The 17945-nt window shown below is 60.9% G+C and carries 15 protein-coding genes; all 15 read left to right on the top strand.

The genetic code is table 11. The features are described 5' to 3' along the window. Positions 1–2 precede the first annotated feature (2 nt). The 15 genes from I4W07_RS02100 (at position 3) to obgE (ending at position 17944) form a co-directional block, all read left to right on the top strand. Entirely contained in the window at positions 3–2726 is a 2724-nt protein-coding gene (locus I4W07_RS02100) for an HAD-IC family P-type ATPase (protein ID WP_196025464.1), read from the top strand. Positions 2727–2829: 103 nt separating this feature from the next. Further along, positions 2830–3972 carry a zinc ribbon domain-containing protein gene (locus I4W07_RS02105; RefSeq protein WP_196025465.1) on the top strand — a complete coding sequence of 381 codons (1143 nt, stop codon included), beginning with the start codon at positions 2830–2832 and terminating at the stop codon, positions 3970–3972. Between the two features lie 107 nt (positions 3973–4079). Next, a complete protein-coding gene (locus I4W07_RS02110) occupies positions 4080–4622 on the top strand; it encodes a peptidylprolyl isomerase (protein WP_006236059.1) in 543 nt (180 codons plus the stop codon). A gap of 11 nt (positions 4623–4633) precedes the next feature. Next, complete coding sequence (locus I4W07_RS02115) at positions 4634–5938, top strand: tetratricopeptide repeat protein (protein ID WP_230317428.1); 1305 nt, start codon at positions 4634–4636, stop codon at positions 5936–5938. Positions 5939–6065: 127 nt separating this feature from the next. Further along, positions 6066–7097 carry a rod shape-determining protein gene (mreB, locus tag I4W07_RS02120; protein WP_006236061.1) on the top strand — a complete coding sequence of 344 codons (1032 nt, stop codon included), beginning with the start codon at positions 6066–6068 and terminating at the stop codon, positions 7095–7097. A 78-nt stretch (positions 7098–7175) separates the two neighbouring features. After that, a complete protein-coding gene (mreC, locus tag I4W07_RS02125; protein ID WP_117770377.1) occupies positions 7176–8117 on the top strand; it encodes a rod shape-determining protein MreC in 942 nt (313 codons plus the stop codon). 11 nt (positions 8118–8128) lie between these two features. Beyond that, positions 8129–8695 (top strand): rod shape-determining protein MreD, encoded by a 567-nt coding sequence (locus tag I4W07_RS02130; protein WP_138112715.1) that lies wholly within the window; start codon positions 8129–8131, stop codon positions 8693–8695. 13 nt (positions 8696–8708) lie between these two features. Further along, the gene (gene mrdA / locus I4W07_RS02135) at positions 8709–10778 is read left to right on the top strand and encodes a penicillin-binding protein 2 (protein WP_196025466.1); all 2070 of its coding nucleotides are present in this window, start codon (positions 8709–8711) and stop codon (positions 10776–10778) included. 9 nt (positions 10779–10787) lie between these two features. Further along, complete coding sequence (locus tag I4W07_RS02140) at positions 10788–12014, top strand: FtsW/RodA/SpoVE family cell cycle protein (RefSeq protein WP_022094759.1); 1227 nt, start codon at positions 10788–10790, stop codon at positions 12012–12014. Between the two features lie 18 nt (positions 12015–12032). Next, the gene (locus I4W07_RS02145; RefSeq protein ID WP_006236071.1) at positions 12033–12962 is read left to right on the top strand and encodes a YcjF family protein; all 930 of its coding nucleotides are present in this window, start codon (positions 12033–12035) and stop codon (positions 12960–12962) included. 10 nt (positions 12963–12972) lie between these two features. Beyond that, positions 12973–14850: a TIGR03960 family B12-binding radical SAM protein gene (locus tag I4W07_RS02150; protein WP_196025467.1), complete on the top strand. Its 1878-nt coding sequence runs from the start codon at positions 12973–12975 to the stop codon at positions 14848–14850. Continuing rightward, positions 14847–15659, top strand: coding sequence for a TIGR03936 family radical SAM-associated protein (locus I4W07_RS02155; RefSeq protein WP_196025468.1), 813 nt, complete (start codon positions 14847–14849; stop codon positions 15657–15659). The genes I4W07_RS02150 and I4W07_RS02155 overlap by 4 nt, the downstream gene beginning before the upstream one ends. A gap of 67 nt (positions 15660–15726) precedes the next feature. Beyond that, on the top strand, positions 15727–16101 hold the full coding sequence (gene rplU / locus I4W07_RS02160; protein WP_035138585.1) for a 50S ribosomal protein L21: 375 nt from the start codon (positions 15727–15729) through the stop codon (positions 16099–16101). Positions 16102–16134: 33 nt separating this feature from the next. Then, entirely contained in the window at positions 16135–16392 is a 258-nt protein-coding gene (rpmA, locus tag I4W07_RS02165) for a 50S ribosomal protein L27 (RefSeq protein ID WP_006236075.1), read from the top strand. A gap of 85 nt (positions 16393–16477) precedes the next feature. Continuing rightward, the gene (obgE, locus tag I4W07_RS02170; RefSeq protein ID WP_196025469.1) at positions 16478–17944 is read left to right on the top strand and encodes a GTPase ObgE; all 1467 of its coding nucleotides are present in this window, start codon (positions 16478–16480) and stop codon (positions 17942–17944) included. Position 17945: the final 1 nt, after the last annotated feature.

Consider the following 17945-nt stretch of genomic DNA (forward strand, 5'->3'; position numbering starts at 1 on the left):
GTATGGCAGCAACGGATATCGAGCGCGGACTCTCAACCGCCGAGGTCGAGGAGCGCATCGCCGCCGGTAAGATCAACCGCAACATGGAGCTCAAGACCAAGTCGGTCAAAGAGCTCATCATCGAGAACCTCTGCACGCTGTTCAATTTGATCAACGTGATCTTGGCGTTCCTGGTCATTTTGACCGGTTCGTTTAAGAACCTGACGTTCCTGTTTGTGGTGTTCCTCAATACCGCTATTGGCGTCATTCAATCCATGCGGTCCGAGAAGATGGTCGATAAGCTCACGCTGCTGACCTCTAAGAAGGCCATCGCGGTGCGCGACGGTGCCGAGGTGGAGCTCGACTTGGACCAGATCGTGCTCGACGACATCATCCGCCTGGGGCGCGGCGACCAGATTCCCGCTGACGCCGTGGTGGTTTCCGGCGAAGCGCTCGTGAACGAGAGCCTGCTGACGGGCGAGAGCGACCTTATTAAGAAGCAGCCCGGTTCCGAGCTCATGAGCGGCAGTTTTATCGACTCGGGCCTGCTGCGCGCTCGCGTGATCCATGTCGGCGCCGACAACTACGTGGCTAAGATCAATAACGAGGCCAAATACGTCAAAAAGGTCAATTCCGAGATCATGAACGCGCTTAACGCCATCGTGCGCTTTGCGAGCATCATCATGATCCCGCTCGGTTTGGCGTTGTTTGCCTCGAGTGTGAGCGAGCTGTGGGATGCCGCGGGAACCCCGGGCGATAGCGCGCTTTCGTGGTGCTTCTCCGAGCTGTTGGCTGGTCATGTGCCTTCGTCGGCGCTGCTGTCCACGGTGGGTGCCCTGCTGGGCATGATCCCGCAAGGCCTGGTGCTGCTGACCTCGTCGGTGCTCGCCATCGCCACGGTGCGCCTGGCCCGCCGCAAGGTGCTGGCACAGCAGCTCTACTGCATCGAGACGCTCGCTCGCGTTGACGTGCTGTGCCTGGACAAGACGGGCACCATCACGTCGGGCCGTATGGAGGTCGAGGGCACGTATCCGCTGCCTGTTGAGGGTGTTGGCTTTGGCGTGGACTCGGACGAGGCGGCTGTTCCCGTCGATACCACAGTGCTCGATTTTGCGCTGGCTAACGTGGCACGTGCGACTTCGGCCGATGCCAACGAGACCTGCCAGGCGCTGCTCAACTATTACGCCGATCGCCCGGTCGAGGTGTCCGAGCCGCTGTCGGTCATTCCATTCTCGTCGTCTAAAAAATGGAGCGGCGCTTCTTTTGCGCAGGGCTCCTACGTAATGGGCGCCGCGCAATTTGTGCTCTCTGATCGTGCGTTTGCCCAGGTCGAGAACCGTGTCGCCGAGCTTGCCGATACCTGCCGCGTGCTCGTGGTGGCGCGCGTGGACGGCTTTACGCCCGATGGGGATATGGTGGGCGAGGCCGAGCCCGTGGGATTTGTGACCATCCGCGACGAGATTCGTACCTCGGCGGCCGAGACCATCGGCTACTTTAACGAGCAGGGCGTGACCCTCAACGTGATCAGCGGCGACGACCCACGTACGGTGTCGTCGATCGCGCGCGTGGTGGGCGTGCCGGGGGCGGACGCTTATGTGGACGCCACGACGCTCGATACGCCGGCCAAGCTCGATGCCGCAGTGGACCGCTACCATGTCTTTGGTCGTGTGACCCCGCAGCAGAAGCGCGAGCTCGTGCAGGCGCTCAAGCGCCGCGAGCACACCGTGGCCATGACGGGCGACGGCGTCAACGACGTGCTGGCGCTCAAGGAGGCCGACTGCTCCGTCGCCATGGCGGCCGGCTCCGATGCCGCGCGCAACGTGGCCGAGATCGTACTCGTCGACAACGATTTTGCCTCGATGCCCGCCGTGGTGGCCGAGGGCCGTCGCTCCATCAACAACCTGCAGCGTTCGGCCTCACTGTTCCTGACCAAGACGCTGTTCTCGATGGGCCTGGCGGCGCTGTGTATCGCGCTGCCGCCGTACCCCCTCGAGCCCATCCAGATGACGCTCATTAACTTCTTCTGCATCGGCGCGCCGGGCTTTGTGTTGGGCCTGGAGCCCAACAATGCTCGTGTGAAGGGTGCGTTTTTGAGCAACGTACTCAAGCGTGCACTGCCGGCGTCGATTGCGGTCATTTTGGCTGCGGCGCTCGATATCTTTGTGGCGCGCGTGTTTGGCTTTAGCCAGCTCACGCTGTCTACGATGTGCCTGCTTACGTCGTGCGCGGCGAGCGTCAGCCTAATCTGGCGCATCTCGCAGCCTCTCACGCCCTTACGTGTGGTGCTCTTTGTGTTTGTAGTCGCCGGCATCCTGGTGGGCGTTATCGGATTCCCGGAGCTGCTGTCTATTGCCAACCTGTCGATGGGCCAGATGGTTATCTTGGCTGTTATCGTGGTCTTTACCTGCTCGGTGTTCTTTAAGCTCGCCACGATGATGGATTCGCTCAAGCCGCGTCGTCGTCATGCCGCAACTGGTTTTGGCCGCGGTGTGCGCGTCCGCCTGGGTCGCGGTGGCGGCAAGGTGAGCTCGACGGGCTCGACGGCCGAACGTTTTGCCAAGCGCGTCGCCGCCGACATGGCGCAGCGCCGCGAAGATCGCACCGCTCGCGAGGCCGAGGCCCGCGCACTCGAGGGCGTGGCCCAGGCCCAGCCCAAGAAAAAGAAGAGTACCGGAGCTAAGCGCTCTCGTGTGACCAAGTCCGCCCAAGGCATCAAAGTCTCGATGCCAAGCAAAAAGAAGAAGTAGCTACGCGCCCTGGCGATGTTGAATTGGTGCCTTGTTCCTGTGGGGCCGTGGCGATGTTATGCTCTAACCTCGATTGTTTGAATTGCTTCGAAAAGAGGATGCCGTGATCTGCCCGCATTGCCTTAAGACTATCGAGGACGGCGCCTCGTTCTGCCCCTACTGCAACGCCTATGTGGGTCCGGGCGATGGTCCCGAGCACACCGAGTTCGTGTTCTGTGAGGGCTGCGGTGCCCGTCTTTCTCCGCATGATCGCACGTGCCCAAAATGCGGACGCCCTGCTCCGGGTATCCTCTCCGAGGACGCGGCCGCATCCGACCTGGCAGCGGGCCGCACGGCGGGCTTTCCGCGCCTAACGCAAGAGCAGATCGATACCGAGGTGCCTCATGCGCCCGCCTCGGCTGCCGCGGTTCTTTCGGACGCCGCCGATCCTAACGAGACCTGCGTGCTGCCGGCTTTCGATAAGGATTTCGGTATCCCCAAGGTCGATATTCCCACGCCCGTTTCCCTGCATGACGATGCTCAAAAACCCAAGCGCAAGGTGCATCCCGACGAGGACGCCTATCACAAGCACAAGCGTCATATCCCCAAGCCGCTCATCGTCATCGCGGTCCTTGCCGTCGTTTGCGGCGGTGCCTATTGGTTCGTGACGGCCGATCCCATGGGTGTCATGCCTGCCTTCTACGACCAGTTTGGCCAGGCTGCGCAGACGACCTTCCCCACGCGCCAAAAGGGCGAGGCGACTGAGGACGATACCAAGCAGGACGATTCTGCCGAGGTGGTCCAGGAAGAAACCGTGCTCACCGATGATCAGCTCTATACCAGACTCGACGGTCTGTATCAGACCATCGTGTCCTACGGTGATGAGGACCAGATCGGCGAGGTCATCGATTCCTTTAACAACGGCTATCTCCGAACGCCGCTGTCCACCCGCCAGGAGCTGTCGCAGAGTGCCTACGCCCTGCGCGACCAGATCAAAAAGACGCAAGATGAGCTTAACAACCTTAAGTATCAGGACGATACGGTCTATGCGGACGACATCGCCCACTTAAAGCAGCTTGCCGAGTGGATGTACGAGCGTGTCGACGTGATCTGCCAGAGCTGGGATATCTCGCTGGCCATTCCTGATGGTGAGTCGATGAGTTCCCACCAAAGCGAGATCCTGGCGCCCATCGCGCAGGGCGGCAACAGCGCGCTGAACCAGTACGACGCCAATGTGGGCTCCTGGAAGCCGCAGCAGCGTTCCTAAAATTAGTTCGCCATAGTCGGCATAACCTACGTGCGCAATTGATGTAAGCGCATGCTTATTGCTACAATTCGTACAAATATGCTTTAAACGCACGAGGAAGGAACCACATGTTTGGTTTTAAGAAAGAGCTCTACACGCCCGAGTATCAGCTTGCCGGCGACGAGTGCGCCGTTATCGAGACGTCGAAGGGTACCATCAAGGTCAAGTTTGACGGTGAGGGCGCTCCCATTCATGTCGCGAACTTCTGCGAGCTTTCCACGATGGGTTTCTATGATGGCCTTAAGTTCCATCGCTATGTGCCCGGCTTTGTCATTCAGGGCGGCGACCCCAATACCCGCGATATGTCCGGCGCCGACGTCGCTGCCGGTCTTGAGGGCCCTGACGGCATGCCCGGTACCGGTGGTCCCGGCTACTGCATCAAGGGCGAGTTTGCCACCAATCCGCGCAACAGCCATGTCGATGGTGCCCTTGCCATGGCACGCTCCATGGACCCCGATTCCGCGGGTTCGCAGTTCTACTTCTGCCTGGGTGCCCAGCATAACCTCGATTCCGGTTACACCGTCTTTGGTACCACGGTCGAGGGTCTCGATGTGATTTCGCAGCTGCGTGCCGGCGACGAGATCGTCCATGTCGAGATCGTTCACGAGTAAAGGGGACTTCCTTGAATAGCCAGCTGATCCAACAGGGCCGCGCCGCTTACCGCGCGGGTGATTTTTCCGCTGCAGCCCAGATGCTTGGGGCGGCAAAAACTCCCGATGAGATTATGGGCGAGGCCGATCACCTTCGTGGCAACGCCTTGATGCACCTGGGCATGTATGCCGAGGCCGCCGAGGCCTACGCCGCTGCCCTCAATGACGGCACCTACGGCAAGCGCGGCGCGCTGCTCACCAACCGCGGCAAGGCACTCGCCGCCGTGGGCGACTACACGACGGCCGCCCAGGCGTTCTCTGCTGCTACGCAGGATGCTTCCTATGCCACGCCGTTCAAGGCCTATCTGGGCCTGGGTAACGCGCTGTTCCAGTCGGGCGACTATGCCAACGCGGGTACTGCCTTCCGTCAGGCTGCCATCGACGGCGCCAATCCGGCTCCTGCCGCCGCACTGGGCGAGCTTGGTCGTTGCTTCATTAAGCTCGGCCGTCCGGCGGATGCCGTGGAGACCTACCGCACGGCTATCGACTTTGCCGGCCCCCGCGACGACACGCGTGCGCTCAACGCCGGCATGGGTCAGGCGCTTTCTGCCGCCGGCCGTCCCTCCGACGCACTCGACGCCTTTAACGCCGCTACTGCAGATGGCATCTACCAGCTCACCTCCGAGCAGGCCGATGAGCTTGCCCGCGTGCACGATTCGCTTGCCGCGATGTCTGCCCAGACGGCTATGGCCACGGCTCCGACGCCCGCGATGGACGCTCCTGCCGTCGATCCGCTCGATCCTACGGGCGCGACCGGTCAGTTTATGCCCGATCCCTCGGACACCGGCTTCTTTACGCTGTCCGAGTCCGAGATGGTCCAGCAGGACCGTCAGGATCGTAAGCAGGCCAAGGTCCGTCGTCGCCATCGCCACACGGGTCTCAAAGTCTTCATCGTGCTGCTTCTGCTCATTTTGATCGCCGCGGGCGGTCTGGGCTTTGCCTACACGCGCGGCTTTGGCTTCCCGTCTCAGGAGTCTGTCGTTTCCGATCTGTTCCAGGCTGCCGGGGACGGTGACACCGCAAAGGCCGAGTCTTGCCTGGCCTCGAGTCTGTCCGAGGACGCCAAGTCGATGATCATCTCTTCGATTCCGCAGGGCGCCACCGTGTCCGTCGAGGGCATGGATCAGTCCATGACCGAGACGACCGCTAAGGTGAAGGCATCGCTGTCCAAGGGCGGCGAGCAGGAGTACACCGTCAAATTCGTGCGCTCCGACAACCATATCGGCTGGGCCGTTTCCTCGCTCGATATGGATTTCTCGGCTGCTGACAACCAGTAGTGACCTTATGGGATTTAGCTTTGCCCGGCGCTTCACCGCAAGTGAGGTGCCGGGCTTGCGCTAGTATGATGAGCTAGTAGTTTTCCAGCAATCATCCAACACATCAGGAGTTGCGTTGTTTTCTTTGATGGATATGTTCTTCGGTAGCTATGCGGGCGATCTTGCCATCGACCTCGGCACCGCAAATACGCTTGTCTCCGTGCGCGGCAAGGGCATCGTCATTCGTGAGCCCTCCGTCGTCGCCATCGACAAGAACGACGAGCGCATCCTGGCGGTCGGTATCGAGGCAAAGCGCATGCTTGGCCGTACGCCCGGCAACATCGTGGCCGTTCGTCCCCTGAAGGACGGCGTCATCGCCGACTTCGATGTTACCGAAGCCATGCTTCGCTACTTTATCGACAAGGCTTCCGAGAAGCGCTATCCGTGGACCCCGCGTCCGCGCGTTGTCGTCTGCGTTCCCTCCGGCGTCACGTCGGTCGAGAAGCGTGCCGTCTTTGAGGCCACGATCCAGGCCGGCGCTCGCCAGGCCTATCTGATCGAAGAGCCTATGGCCGCCGCTATCGGCGCCGATCTGCCCGTCGAGGAACCCACCGGCTCCATGGTCATCGACATCGGTGGCGGTACCACCGAGGTTGCCGTTATCGCTATGGGTGGCATCGTCGTCTCGCAGTCCATCCGTATTGCCGGCGACGAGTTCGATCAGGCCATCCTCACGCACGTTCGTGATGCCTACAACTTGGCCATCGGCGAGCGTACGGCAGAGGACATCAAGATCAAGGTCGGCTCCGCCGTGCCGCTCAAGGACGAGCTCGACGTCGAGGTCAACGGCCGCGACGTGATCACCGGTCTGCCCAAGACCGTGCGCATCGAGAGCGAGGAGATTCGTCGCGCGCTCAACAAGCCGCTCGACGAGATGGCCAAGGCCGTCAAGGACGCACTCGACGCTACGCCTCCCGATCTTGCCTCGGACCTTATGTACTACGGTATTTTGCTGACTGGTGGCGGCGCGCTGCTGCGCGGTCTCGACGTGCGCCTGCGCGATGAGACCGGTGTTTCGGTCAACGTCAGCCCCACGGCGCTCGATAACGTCGTTAACGGCTGTGCCCGCGTGCTCGAGGCCAATGCGTTTGATGGCGGCTTCGTCCAGACCAATGCTTAATTTCCAAAAGGTGGATTCCATTTGGCACGATCTTCGGGTTTCTCCACAAATCTGAATACCAAGCGACAATCAACGGGTATGCGCCCGTTGATTGTTTTCAGCCTGATTTCGGTGTTGCTGCTCACGTTTTACATCCGCGAGGGCGAGGCAGGACCGATTCATGCCGTGCGTTCGGGCGTGACGACGATTACCTCGCCGGTGCGCTTTGTGGGCTCGGCTGTGGCGGCCCCCTTCAATGCGATCGGCAACGTGTTCTCTAACCTTACGGCGTCGCAGGACACGCTTGACGAGCTTAAGAAGCAAAACGAGGAGCTGACCTCTAAGGTTGCTGAGCTCTCCGAGGCTCAAAAGACCGCCGAGCGTCTGGAGGGGCTGGTCGGCCTGCAGTCGACCTACAACCTCAAATCGACCGCTGCTCGTATCGTTGGTGCCTCGGGCGATGCCTGGACCTCGACCGTAACCATCGACAAGGGCTCTGCCGACGGCCTTACCATCAACATGCCCGTGACGAGTTCTGCCGGTGTTATCGGTCAGATTATCGAGGTATCGGCCAAGACCTCTACCGTGCGCCTTATTGGCGACGAGAACTCGGGTGTGTCCGCCATGGTACAGGACACGCGCGCCCAGGGCATGCTGCAGGGTCAGGCTGACGGCACGCTGCGTCTTGAGTACGTGAGCGTCGACTCCGATGTTAAGGTTGGCGACATCATCGTGACCTCGGGCATTGGCGGTGTATTCCCCAAGGGTCTACCGCTCGGCACCGTCTCGTCGGTTGAGAAGTCGGCAAACGACGTGTACTACACCATTGTGGTGCGCGCTCAGACCACGGCCGAGAACAACGAGGAAGTGCTGGTCATCACCTCGCTGACCGACGAACAGTCGGCTTCGGATGAGGACGTGAGCACCGCTAATAGCACGCCGCAGGGAACGTCGCGCGACGCTGCGACCAAGACGAAGGACGAGAGTTCGGATGACAGTTCCGACGCGTCCGAGACGACCGATTCCGGCTCGAGCGAATAGGGGGCATGTCCATGGATCTACACGAGCAGGGGATGAGCTCCCGTACGTTTGTAATCGCCGCCATCGTGTGCGTGCTGCTGCAGGCAGGCCTGGCACCGCAGATCTCCATTGCGGGCGGTCGCGTCAACTTCATGATTATCCTGGTGTGCCTAAGCGTGTTCTCGGGCGACCCGACCCGTGCCGTCGTGTGCGGTTTTTGCAGCGGCTTGTTCTATGACCTGTCCGCTGCCGTGCCGGTGGGCATTATGTCGCTCCTGCTGACCGTGGGTTCTTTTGCCCTGGTGCACAGCGCCGTCGGTCAGACGGGCGGTACCCCAAGTGCGCGCGGCGTCACTGTGGGCGCCTTCGCGCTCGTCATTAATGTGATCTACAGCATCATCTTGCTGTTTATGGGTTTGGAGACGAGCTTTGTCGTGGCGATCTTCGGCCATGCGCTGCCGTCCTCGATCCTGACGGGTCTGGTTGCCATTCCGTTTTTGATGTCCGGCGTCGTGCCACAGTCCGGCTATGGATTCTCCGCACGTGGCGGACGCCAGACGGGTATGCGCTTTAAGCCCAAGACCCGCAAGCTCAAATAGGGGAGGCCCGTAGATGTCTTCCCAGTTGACGGTTATTATCGCCGGTATCGTGCTAGTTGTGGCCATCGTGGTCGCACTGGTCATCATGCGTCGCGGCGATTCCCGTTTTACCTACGATACGCAGCATGGAACGACCCCGCGCGCCACCGAGGGCGAGGGCAATACCGCGGTGACCGCCTTTAAGGGCCGCTTTTCCATCCTCACCACGGGTGTGGGCGCGATGTTTGCGGCGCTCGCCGTCAAGCTGTGGGGCATGCAGATGGTCTCGTCGGACTATTACGAGAAGCAGGCCAATAGTAATCAGACTCGCACCGTTACCACTCCTGCTGTGCGCGGCCGCATCCTCGACCGCAATGGCGTGGCGCTTGTCCAGAACCGTCCCTCACTTGCTGTCGTGGCCTACCGCGACCTTGCCGAGGATGAGGTCCTGGTTCGCCATCTTGCCAACGTGCTTGGAATGCCTTACGTGGCGGTCCTTCGCAATATTCAGGACAATACAGAGGGCGCTCAGAGCCTGCATACCATCGCGACGGACGTCCGTCGCTCCACGGTTGCCTATATTCAGGAGCATGCCGGCGAGTTCCCGGGCGTCAAGATTGCCGAGCGTACCGAGCGCCAGTATCCATATGGCGAGACGGCATGCCATATCTTGGGCTATACCGGCACCATTACCTCCGAGCAGCTCGAGGCTCAGAATAAGAAAACCTCTGGCGATGATGATGCTTCTGCTGGCAAGATTACGTACCAGTCGGGCGATATCGTGGGCCAGGCGGGCGTTGAGAGCTACTACGAAAACCTGCTGCAGGGTATTCGTGGCGAGCAGACCGTCAAGGTCGATGCCTCGGGCAATGTGACCGGTCAGGCCGGTGCCGTGCCCGCGAAGGCCGGCTCCGACATTAAGCTCACGCTCGACCTTAAGATCCAACAGGCCTGTGAGACGGCGCTGGCGAGCGCTATCGAGCTTGCCAAGACCACTGGTTACAGTAATGCCGGCAACGGCGCCGTGGTGTGTCTCGATCCCAACAATGGCGAGATCCTGGGCATGGCGAGCCGGCCCAAGTTCGATCCGTCTGTCTTTATCGGTGGTGTCTCAAATGACGTGTGGACCGAGCTCAATGATGACAAGGGTTCGCACCCGCTGCTCAACCGCGCCATTAGCGGACAGTACATGTCGGCCTCGACCATCAAGCCGCTCTCGGCACTGGCCGGTCTTGAGTTTGGAACCTACACTTCAACGCAGACAACCAACTGCACGGGCTATTGGACGGGCCTGGGCAAGGCTTGGGGCAAGCGCTGCTGGCTGACGTCTGGCCACGGCACCATGACGCTGCAGTCGGGTATCGCCAACTCGTGCGACCCCGTCTTCTATGACATGGGCAAGGCGTTCTTTTATGACGAGCAACATTCCGAGGGCCTGCAGGAGGTCTTTCGTCGCTGGGGCCTAGGCAAGACCTGCGGTATCGATCTGCCGAGTGAGGGCGCGGGCCGTATTCCCGATGCCGAGTGGAAAGAGTCGTACTTCACCGACGCATCTGCCGAGGACCGCAAGTGGAATGCCGGCGATATGACTAACATTGCTATCGGCCAGGGCGACATCCTGGTGACGCCCCTGCAGATGGCGTGCGCCTATATGGGTCTTGCCAACGGCGGCAAACAGTACGTGCCTCACGTGTTTTTGTCTGCCGTGTCGCGCGATGGCGACGGTGATGCCTATAAGTACAACGGCAAGGGCAAGAAGAAGCGCCTGGAGGCCAAGATCAACAGTGATTCGGATTTGGCTCTTGTTCGCAACGGCATGCATGACGTGATTTACACGGCATCGACGTCCCTGGCGGCTCACTTTGGCACCCTGACGCCGCAGGTATACGGCAAGTCGGGCACGGGCGAGAAAAGTGGCGAGGACGAATACGCGTGGTTCTGCGCCTATGCACCGGCCGATGATCCCAAGTATGTCATCGCTACCGTCCTGGAGCAGGGCGGCGGCGGCTCAGATACCGCGATGCATGTCGTGCGCGACGTGCTCGGCGTGATTTATGACGAGCCCGATACCTCTTCGGCCTCGGGCGATTCTTCGGTTCGATAGGAGGTTGCGATGGATTTTTCTCCGGCGGATCTGTTCCGTTCAACCAAGACCGGCTCTCGCAGCAGCCTGGACCGCGTCAACAAGCAACTTTCGGCCTCGCGCGGCACGTTTCGCCAAAAGGTGCATATCGGTGTGCTCGTGGCCACTGTGGCGCTCGTCGCCTACGGTGCCATCATCATCTGGTCGGCTTCGCAGTTTAAGGCCGATGCTTCGTTCTCACGCCATCTGCTGGGAATCGGCATCGGAGCGGTGCTGGCGGTGTTGGTCTGGCGTACCGACCTGCGCGGTATTTCCAATTTCTCGACGGCGTTGCTCGTCATCGACCTGATCGTGATCTTCTCGCCCAAGATTCCGGGCCTGTCCTATACGGGCGGTCTGGGCATGACGGGCTGGATCAAGATTCCCGGTATCGGTTTGACGTTCCAGCCGGTTGAGCTTGCCAAGCTCATCACCATCTTCTTTATTGCTACGCTTGGCTCGCAGTATAACGGTCGCATCGATACCGTTCGCGACTACGTCAAGCTCTGCGGCATGCTGTCCATTCCGTTTTTGGCCGTCGTTGCCATGGGCGACCTGGGCTCGGGCCTGGTTGTGTTGGTTTCGGGCGCCATCGTCATTTGTATGAGCGGCGCACGCCGCGAATGGGTGCTGTCGACCCTGGCCCTGCTCGTGGGCCTGGTGGCCCTCGTTCTGGCGCTCGATTCGGTTTTTGATTCGTTGCTCGGCCACGATGTGCTCATCAAGCAGTATCAGATGAACCGTCTGACGGTCTTTATCGACCCCGATAATGCCGATTCGGACGATGCCTACAACCTGCAGCAGTCGCTTATCGCCGTTGGCTCGGGCGGCTTCTTTGGTAAGGGTTTGGGCCATGCGACGCAGTCGGCCGGCGGCTTTCTGCCTGAGTTCCACACCGACTTCGTCTTCGCCTTCCTGTCCGAGACCTTTGGCTTTTGCGGTTCCTTTTTGCTCCTGTGCCTCTACGTGCTGCTGATCTTTTCGACGATTCGCGTCGCCTTTAAGTGTGAGTCGCTGTTTTTGCGTCTTTCGTGTGTGGGCATCGTTGGCATGTGGGCGTTTCAGACTTTCGAAAACATCGGCATGTGCATCGGCATGATGCCGATTACCGGTATTCCGCTACCGTTTATTAGCTTCGGTTCGTCTTCGATGATGATTCAGCTGCTGACGGTGGGTATCGTACAATCCATATGGCGGCATCGTTCGGGCGCCGCGTAACCGCTGGAGGGGTTTGCTATGAAAATTCCCGTAGATAAGCTGACCCGCGCTTTTAAGATGGGCGCGTCCGTTAAGAAGGATTCCGATACGCCGGTGCGCGTCTCGGTCTATCTGGATTCGTCCGCCTCGCGCTTTCTGGCCGAGACGGTGCGTGACGCCTTTGTGCCGCAGACGACCTCGGGCATTGTGCGCGTCGAGCGTCTCGGGGAGGAGCGAATTGCTCCAAAGACCGATACCGATGTGGTGCTGGTGCTCTCGTGTGGTTCCGACCGCTTGGAGAGTGCCGTGCAGGAGCTCGTGATCGCCGGCGCGCCCGTGTGCGTGCTTGCCGAGTCTGCTGTGGAGGTGCCGTTTATCGAGGAGTCCACGCCCATGCTCGGCGTGGTAGCGGCAACCGATAAGACGTATCTGCTCGAGACGCTTGCCCGCTGGATTCTCGATCGCACCGACAAGGAAACGGCTTTTGCGGCGAACTTTGCCTTCATGCGCATCGCGGCCGCCAATCGTATCATCACCTCGTGCGCGCTCACCAATATGGCGACCGGCGCGCTGGTGTTTTTGCCGGGCGCCGATTATCCCGTTATGGCGCTGGCGCAGGTGGGCATGCTCTTTGAGCTCGCTGCCGTCTTTGGACGCGGCATTAAGCCCGAGCGCGGCTACGAGGTCGCGGGCGTGCTTGCCGGCGGTCTTGTGATCCGCGCGGTCACCCGCGCGCTCGTCAAGCAGACGCCGCATATTGGGTTTGCCGTCAAGGCGCTCACTGCTGCCGCGGGCACCTATGGCATGGGCCGTGCGCTCGTTTCGCTCTACGAGCGCGATGTCGACTACAGCCGTGCCAACGAGGTGGTCACTGCCACGTTCTCCCGCGTTCGCGATCTGGTGACCACGGTCGCGGGCGCTACCCGTCCTATGGCGTCCTATCAGGACGCATCAGATCTCGCTGCTTAGGGGTTTTCCGTTGCGCGTTGCATACCAAGATTGTTTTCATTTAATTGAGCCGTTGCTCGCCAAGGTCGAGAAGCCGAGTCGCTATATCGATCACGAGTGGGGTACGCTTTCCAAGGCCGATGCCGACTACCGTTGCTGCCTGATCTATCCGGATGTGTACGAGGTCGGTCTGCCCAACCAGGGTATCGCCATCCTCTACAACATCCTTAACCAGGCTGAGGGCATCTCCTGCGAGCGTGGCTATGTGCCGTGGCCCGATATGGGTGACGCCATGCGCGAGGCGGGCATTCCGCTGCTCTCGCTCGAGGGAGCAGCGCCGGTCGCTTCGTTTGATATCGTCGGTCTGCATGTGCCGCACGAGATGGCGGTGACGAACTTTCTCGAGGCACTCGACCTCGCTGGTATTCCGCTGTTAGCGGCTGACCGCACCGAGGACGACCCCATTATCATCGCCGGCGGCCCCTCGGTGTACAACCCCGAGCCGTACGCGGCCTTCTTCGATGCCATCCTCATCGGTGAGGGCGAGGAATCGCTGCTCGAGACCTGCCAGCTGCATCGCCGCCTGCGTGACGAAGGGGTCCCGCGCGTGCAGATTGTCGAGCAGCTTGCATCCATTGCCGGCAACTACGTGCCGTCGCTCTATGAGGTTCGTCACGACGAGCCCTGCTCGCCGCATGGCTACACCGTGCCGCGTGAGGGCAAGGATGCGCCGACCGTGGTCTACAAGCGCGTCGTCGAGGATTTCGGCGCCACGAATCCGCTGTCGCAGTCGTGCGTGCCCTATGCACAGCTGGTTCACGACCGCCTGTCTATCGAGATCCTGCGCGGCTGCGCCCGCGGCTGTCGTTTTTGTCAGGCCGGTATGACGTATCGCCCGGTGCGCGAGCGCTCGGCCGACCAGATCGTCTCGTCGGTGATTCAGGGTCTGGAAAAGACCGGCTATGACGAGGTGTCGCTGACCTCGCTTTCGACCACCGATCACTCCTGCATCCGCGATGTACTCGGTCGCCTGAACCGCCGTCTGGAAGATACGGGCATTCGCGTGTCCATTCCCTCGCAGCGCCTGGATTCGTTTGGCGTGGATATGGCCGAGTCGGTCGCCGGCGAAAAGAAGGGCGGACTGACGTTCGCGCCCGAGGCCGGCAGCCAGCGCATGCGCGACATCATTAACAAGAACGTGACCGAAGAGGACCTGGACCGTGCGGCCAAGGCGGCCTTCGAGGCCGGCTGGAACCGCATGAAGCTCTACTTTATGATGGGCCTTCCCGGCGAGCGCGACGAGGACATCGTGGCCATCGCCAATCTGGCCGATCACGTGCTGGAGCTCGGTCGTTCCGTGGTGCCCAAGGCTCGTCGCGGCTCGATCTCGGTGTCCATCTCGGTTTCGGTCTTTATCCCCAAGGCTGCCACGCCGTTCCAGTGGTGCCCGCAGCTCGACTACGACGACGTCAAGCGTCGCCAGAAGCTGCTCATCACGAGCGTTCGCAACCGTGCCGTCCGCGTGCATTACCACGATGCCGAGACCTCGCTCATCGAGGCCGCGCTTTCCCGCGCCGGTCGTGACATGATGCCCGTCATCATTGATGCTTGGCGCTCGGGCTCTCGCTTTGACGCCTGGGTAGAGCATTTCTCGCTCGATAACTGGAAGGAAGCTGCTGCCAAAAACGGCATCGACCTCAATGAGCTCGTGCACCTGCCCTACGAGTTGGACTGGCGCCTGCCGTGGGAGCACGTGAGCCCCGGCTGCACGCGCGGCTTCCTCGAGCGCGAGTACCGTCGCTCGCTCGAGGGCGTCACGACTCCCGACTGTACCCGCACGTCGTGCACCGGCTGCGGGATCTGCCCCACGCTCCACGCCAAGAATGTATTGATGGGTGATCGCGCATGAGTGAACGCCTGACCGACAACCCCTCGCTCTTTAGGCTTCGTGTTCGTTATGGCAAGCGCGATCGCCTTAAGTACCTGGGCCATCTCGAAGTAATCCATACCATTGAGCGCATCGTGCGCCGTGCGGGACTTCCCTATGCCGTCACGCAGGGCTTCTCTCCGCACATGCGCGTGGGCTTCTCTTCGGCGCTGCCGGTGGGTACGTCGTCGACCTGCGAGTGGTATGACCTGTTTATGACCGAGTTCGTGGCGCTCGACGAGGCGTTTGGGCGCCTGGCTGCGGCGTCTCCGGCCGATCTGGCGCCCATCGAGGCGGCGTACATCGACGTGCGCACGCCGGCGTTGACGGCGCAGCTCACGCGCCTGTCGTATCGCATCGACCTGCACTTGGATCCCGAGACGCCCGTAAGCGCCGACGAGGTGCGTCGTGCGATCGACACGCTGCGCGCGGGCCACGGCATCGACTACGCGCGCGGCAAAAAGAGCAAGCGCTTGGATTTGGATCACACGCTCGTGGGCTATGAGCTCACGGCGGGGGAGCGCCCAGACCATTTGGTGCTCATGCTCGACACCCATGCCGACAACGAGGGCTCCATGCGTCCGGAAATTTTGCTTTCTGCTGCTGATGTTTTGTTGCAGGGCTTGACCCCGGGCGTGGATGCACCTATTGTTTCCACCGGTATGCAAGACCTCGTGACCATCTGCTCCTACGATGTCGAGCGTCAGAATCAAGCATGCGAGGACGACGAGGGCCGACTCGTCAGCCCCATACCTGTGCGAACTTGTGGATTTGCTCCACATACTCGTTGACGGGGGTATTTTCGCCTGCTACTATATTCGGCTGTTGCACTAACTGATGCATGAAGGGCAAGTAAACATGTACGCAATCGTTAACACGGGCGGCAAGCAGTACAAGGTCGCCACCGACGATGTCATCACCGTCGAGAAGATCGAGGGCAATGAGGGCGACAAGGTCACCCTGCCGGTTATCTTCCTCAACGATGGTAAGAAGATCGTCACCGATCCCGACAAGCTGGCCAAGGCCAAGGTTACCGCTCAGATCGTTGAGCAGTTCAAGGGCGAGAAGCAGCTGGTCTTCAAGTTCCACAAGCGCAAGCGCTATCGTCGTCTGAAGGGTCACCGTCAGCAGCTCACCAAGCTGAAGATCGTGAAGGTCCAGGCTACGTCCCGCGCCAAGAAGGCTGTCAAGGCAGAGGCCGAGGCTGTTGCCGAGGCTCCCGTCGCCGAGTAGATTACACTCGTAACGAAAGAGTAGGTATACACAATGGCACACAAAAAAGGACTCGGTTCCTCCCGTAATGGCCGTGACTCCCGCGGTCAGCGCCTTGGCACGAAGCGCTATGCCGGCCAGACGGTAACCACGGGCACGATTCTCGTCCGTCAGCACGGCACGCACATCCACCCGGGTGAGAACGTTGGCCGTGGTAAGGACGACACGCTGTTCGCGCTGGTCGACGGTACCGTTGAGTTCCACAAGGGTATCAAGCACAGGGTCAGCGTACGCCCGCTCGCGAACGCGTAATTCACCCTTCATAGAGCACATATGTGGGAGGCACTTGAGTTTTAGGATTCAAGGGTCTCCCTCTTTTTTGTAGGAGGCGATTCTGTTGTCACAGTTCACCGATATCAGCCGCATTAACGTGTGCGGCGGCGACGGCGGAGCCGGATGCATGTCGTTTAGGCGCGAGGCATTTGTCCCCAAGGGCGGCCCCGATGGCGGCGACGGCGGTCGTGGCGGCAATGTCGTCATCCAGGCCGATGCTCAGCTGTCTTCGCTGATCGATTACCGCTTTAAGCATCACTTCCGCGCCGAGCGCGGCACGCACGGGCAGGGTGCCCGTCGTAACGGTAAGAGCGGCGAGGACCTGATTCTCAAGGTCCCTATGGGTACCGTGGTGCGCGAGCTCGACCCCGAGACGCAGACCCCGATGTTCGAGATTGCCGACCTCGTTCACGATGGCGAGCGCGTTGTCGTGGCGCCCGGCGGTGCCGGTGGTCTGGGAAATACGCACTTTGTGACGTCGGTGCGCCGCGCGCCCGCGTTCGCTCAGCTGGGCGAGCCGGCCGAGGAGCACTGGATCGAGCTCGAGATGAAGCTTATGGCTGATGCCGCGCTCGTGGGCTTTCCCTCGGTGGGTAAGTCATCGCTCATTGCGCGCATGAGTGCCGCCCGCCCCAAGATCGCTGACTACCCGTTTACCACGCTCGTGCCGAACCTCGGCATGGTGCGTGCCGGCGAATATTCTTACGTCGTTGCCGACGTCCCCGGTCTCATCGAGGGCGCGAGCGAGGGCAAGGGCCTGGGTCACCAGTTCCTGCGCCACATTGAGCGTACGGCTCTGATCATGCATGTCGTCGACATGACGGGTGGTTTTGAGGATCGCGATCCGGTCGAGGACTATCGCATCATCAACCGCGAGCTCGAGCAGTATGGCGCCGAGCTTTCGGAGCGTCCGCAGATTGTCGTTGCCAACAAGTGCGACGCGCCGGGCACGGCCGATAAGATTGCCGACCTCAAGCGTGCAGCGCTCGACGATGGCCATATGTTCTTTGCCGTGTCTGCCGTGACGGGCGCCGGCCTCAACACGCTGATGCTTGCCGTGGGTGAGCAGGTGACCAAGCTCCGCGCCGAGCTGGCGGTCTCCGATGAGCCGGTCGACCTGCACGACGATGAATGGGAGCGCCGTCGCCTGCAGCGAGAGAAGCGTTTCCGCATTGTCCAGGAAGAGCCCGGTGCCTTCCGCGTGGTCGGTCGTGCCATCGAGCGCATGGTCATTCAGACCGACTGGGAAAATGAGGAAGCCGTCATTTACCTGCAGCATAAGTTTGCGCGTATGGGTGTTGACGATGCGCTCGAGAAGGCCGGTTGCCGTGCGGGCGACGAGGTCCGCATTTGCCAGCGCGCCTTTGACTTTGAGGGCGCCGAGGACTTCTCGGAGTACGAGGAGCTCGAGGATGCTGGCGAGGACGTTGCCGTTGAAGCCATTGACGTGGCTGATGCTGCGGATGAGGGCGTCGAGGTTGTCGATGCGGCGGATGCCGCGGGCGATGCCGAGACCTCGGAGGGCGAGTAGG

The sequence above is a fragment of the Collinsella aerofaciens genome (genome assembly GCF_015670745.1).
Taxonomy (GTDB): domain Bacteria; phylum Actinomycetota; class Coriobacteriia; order Coriobacteriales; family Coriobacteriaceae; genus Collinsella; species Collinsella aerofaciens_T.

Bases quoted from the DNA above. Each gene is read 5' to 3' on its own strand.
- I4W07_RS02100 (WP_196025464.1), top strand. From the start codon at position 3: ATGGCAGCAACGGATATCGAGCGCGGACTCTCAACCGCCGAGGTCGAG.
- I4W07_RS02110 (WP_006236059.1), top strand. From the start codon at position 4,080: ATGTTTGGTTTTAAGAAAGAGCTCTACACGCCCGAGTATCAGCTTGCC.
- mreB (WP_006236061.1), top strand. From the start codon at position 6,066: ATGGATATGTTCTTCGGTAGCTATGCGGGCGATCTTGCCATCGACCTC.
- mreC (WP_117770377.1), top strand. From the start codon at position 7,176: ATGCGCCCGTTGATTGTTTTCAGCCTGATTTCGGTGTTGCTGCTCACG.
- I4W07_RS02130 (WP_138112715.1), top strand. From the start codon at position 8,129: ATGGATCTACACGAGCAGGGGATGAGCTCCCGTACGTTTGTAATCGCC.
- mrdA (WP_196025466.1), top strand. From the start codon at position 8,709: ATGTCTTCCCAGTTGACGGTTATTATCGCCGGTATCGTGCTAGTTGTG.
- I4W07_RS02140 (WP_022094759.1), top strand. From the start codon at position 10,788: ATGGATTTTTCTCCGGCGGATCTGTTCCGTTCAACCAAGACCGGCTCT.
- I4W07_RS02145 (WP_006236071.1), top strand. From the start codon at position 12,033: ATGAAAATTCCCGTAGATAAGCTGACCCGCGCTTTTAAGATGGGCGCG.
- I4W07_RS02155 (WP_196025468.1), top strand. From the start codon at position 14,847: ATGAGTGAACGCCTGACCGACAACCCCTCGCTCTTTAGGCTTCGTGTT.
- rplU (WP_035138585.1), top strand. From the start codon at position 15,727: ATGTACGCAATCGTTAACACGGGCGGCAAGCAGTACAAGGTCGCCACC.
- rpmA (WP_006236075.1), top strand. From the start codon at position 16,135: ATGGCACACAAAAAAGGACTCGGTTCCTCCCGTAATGGCCGTGACTCC.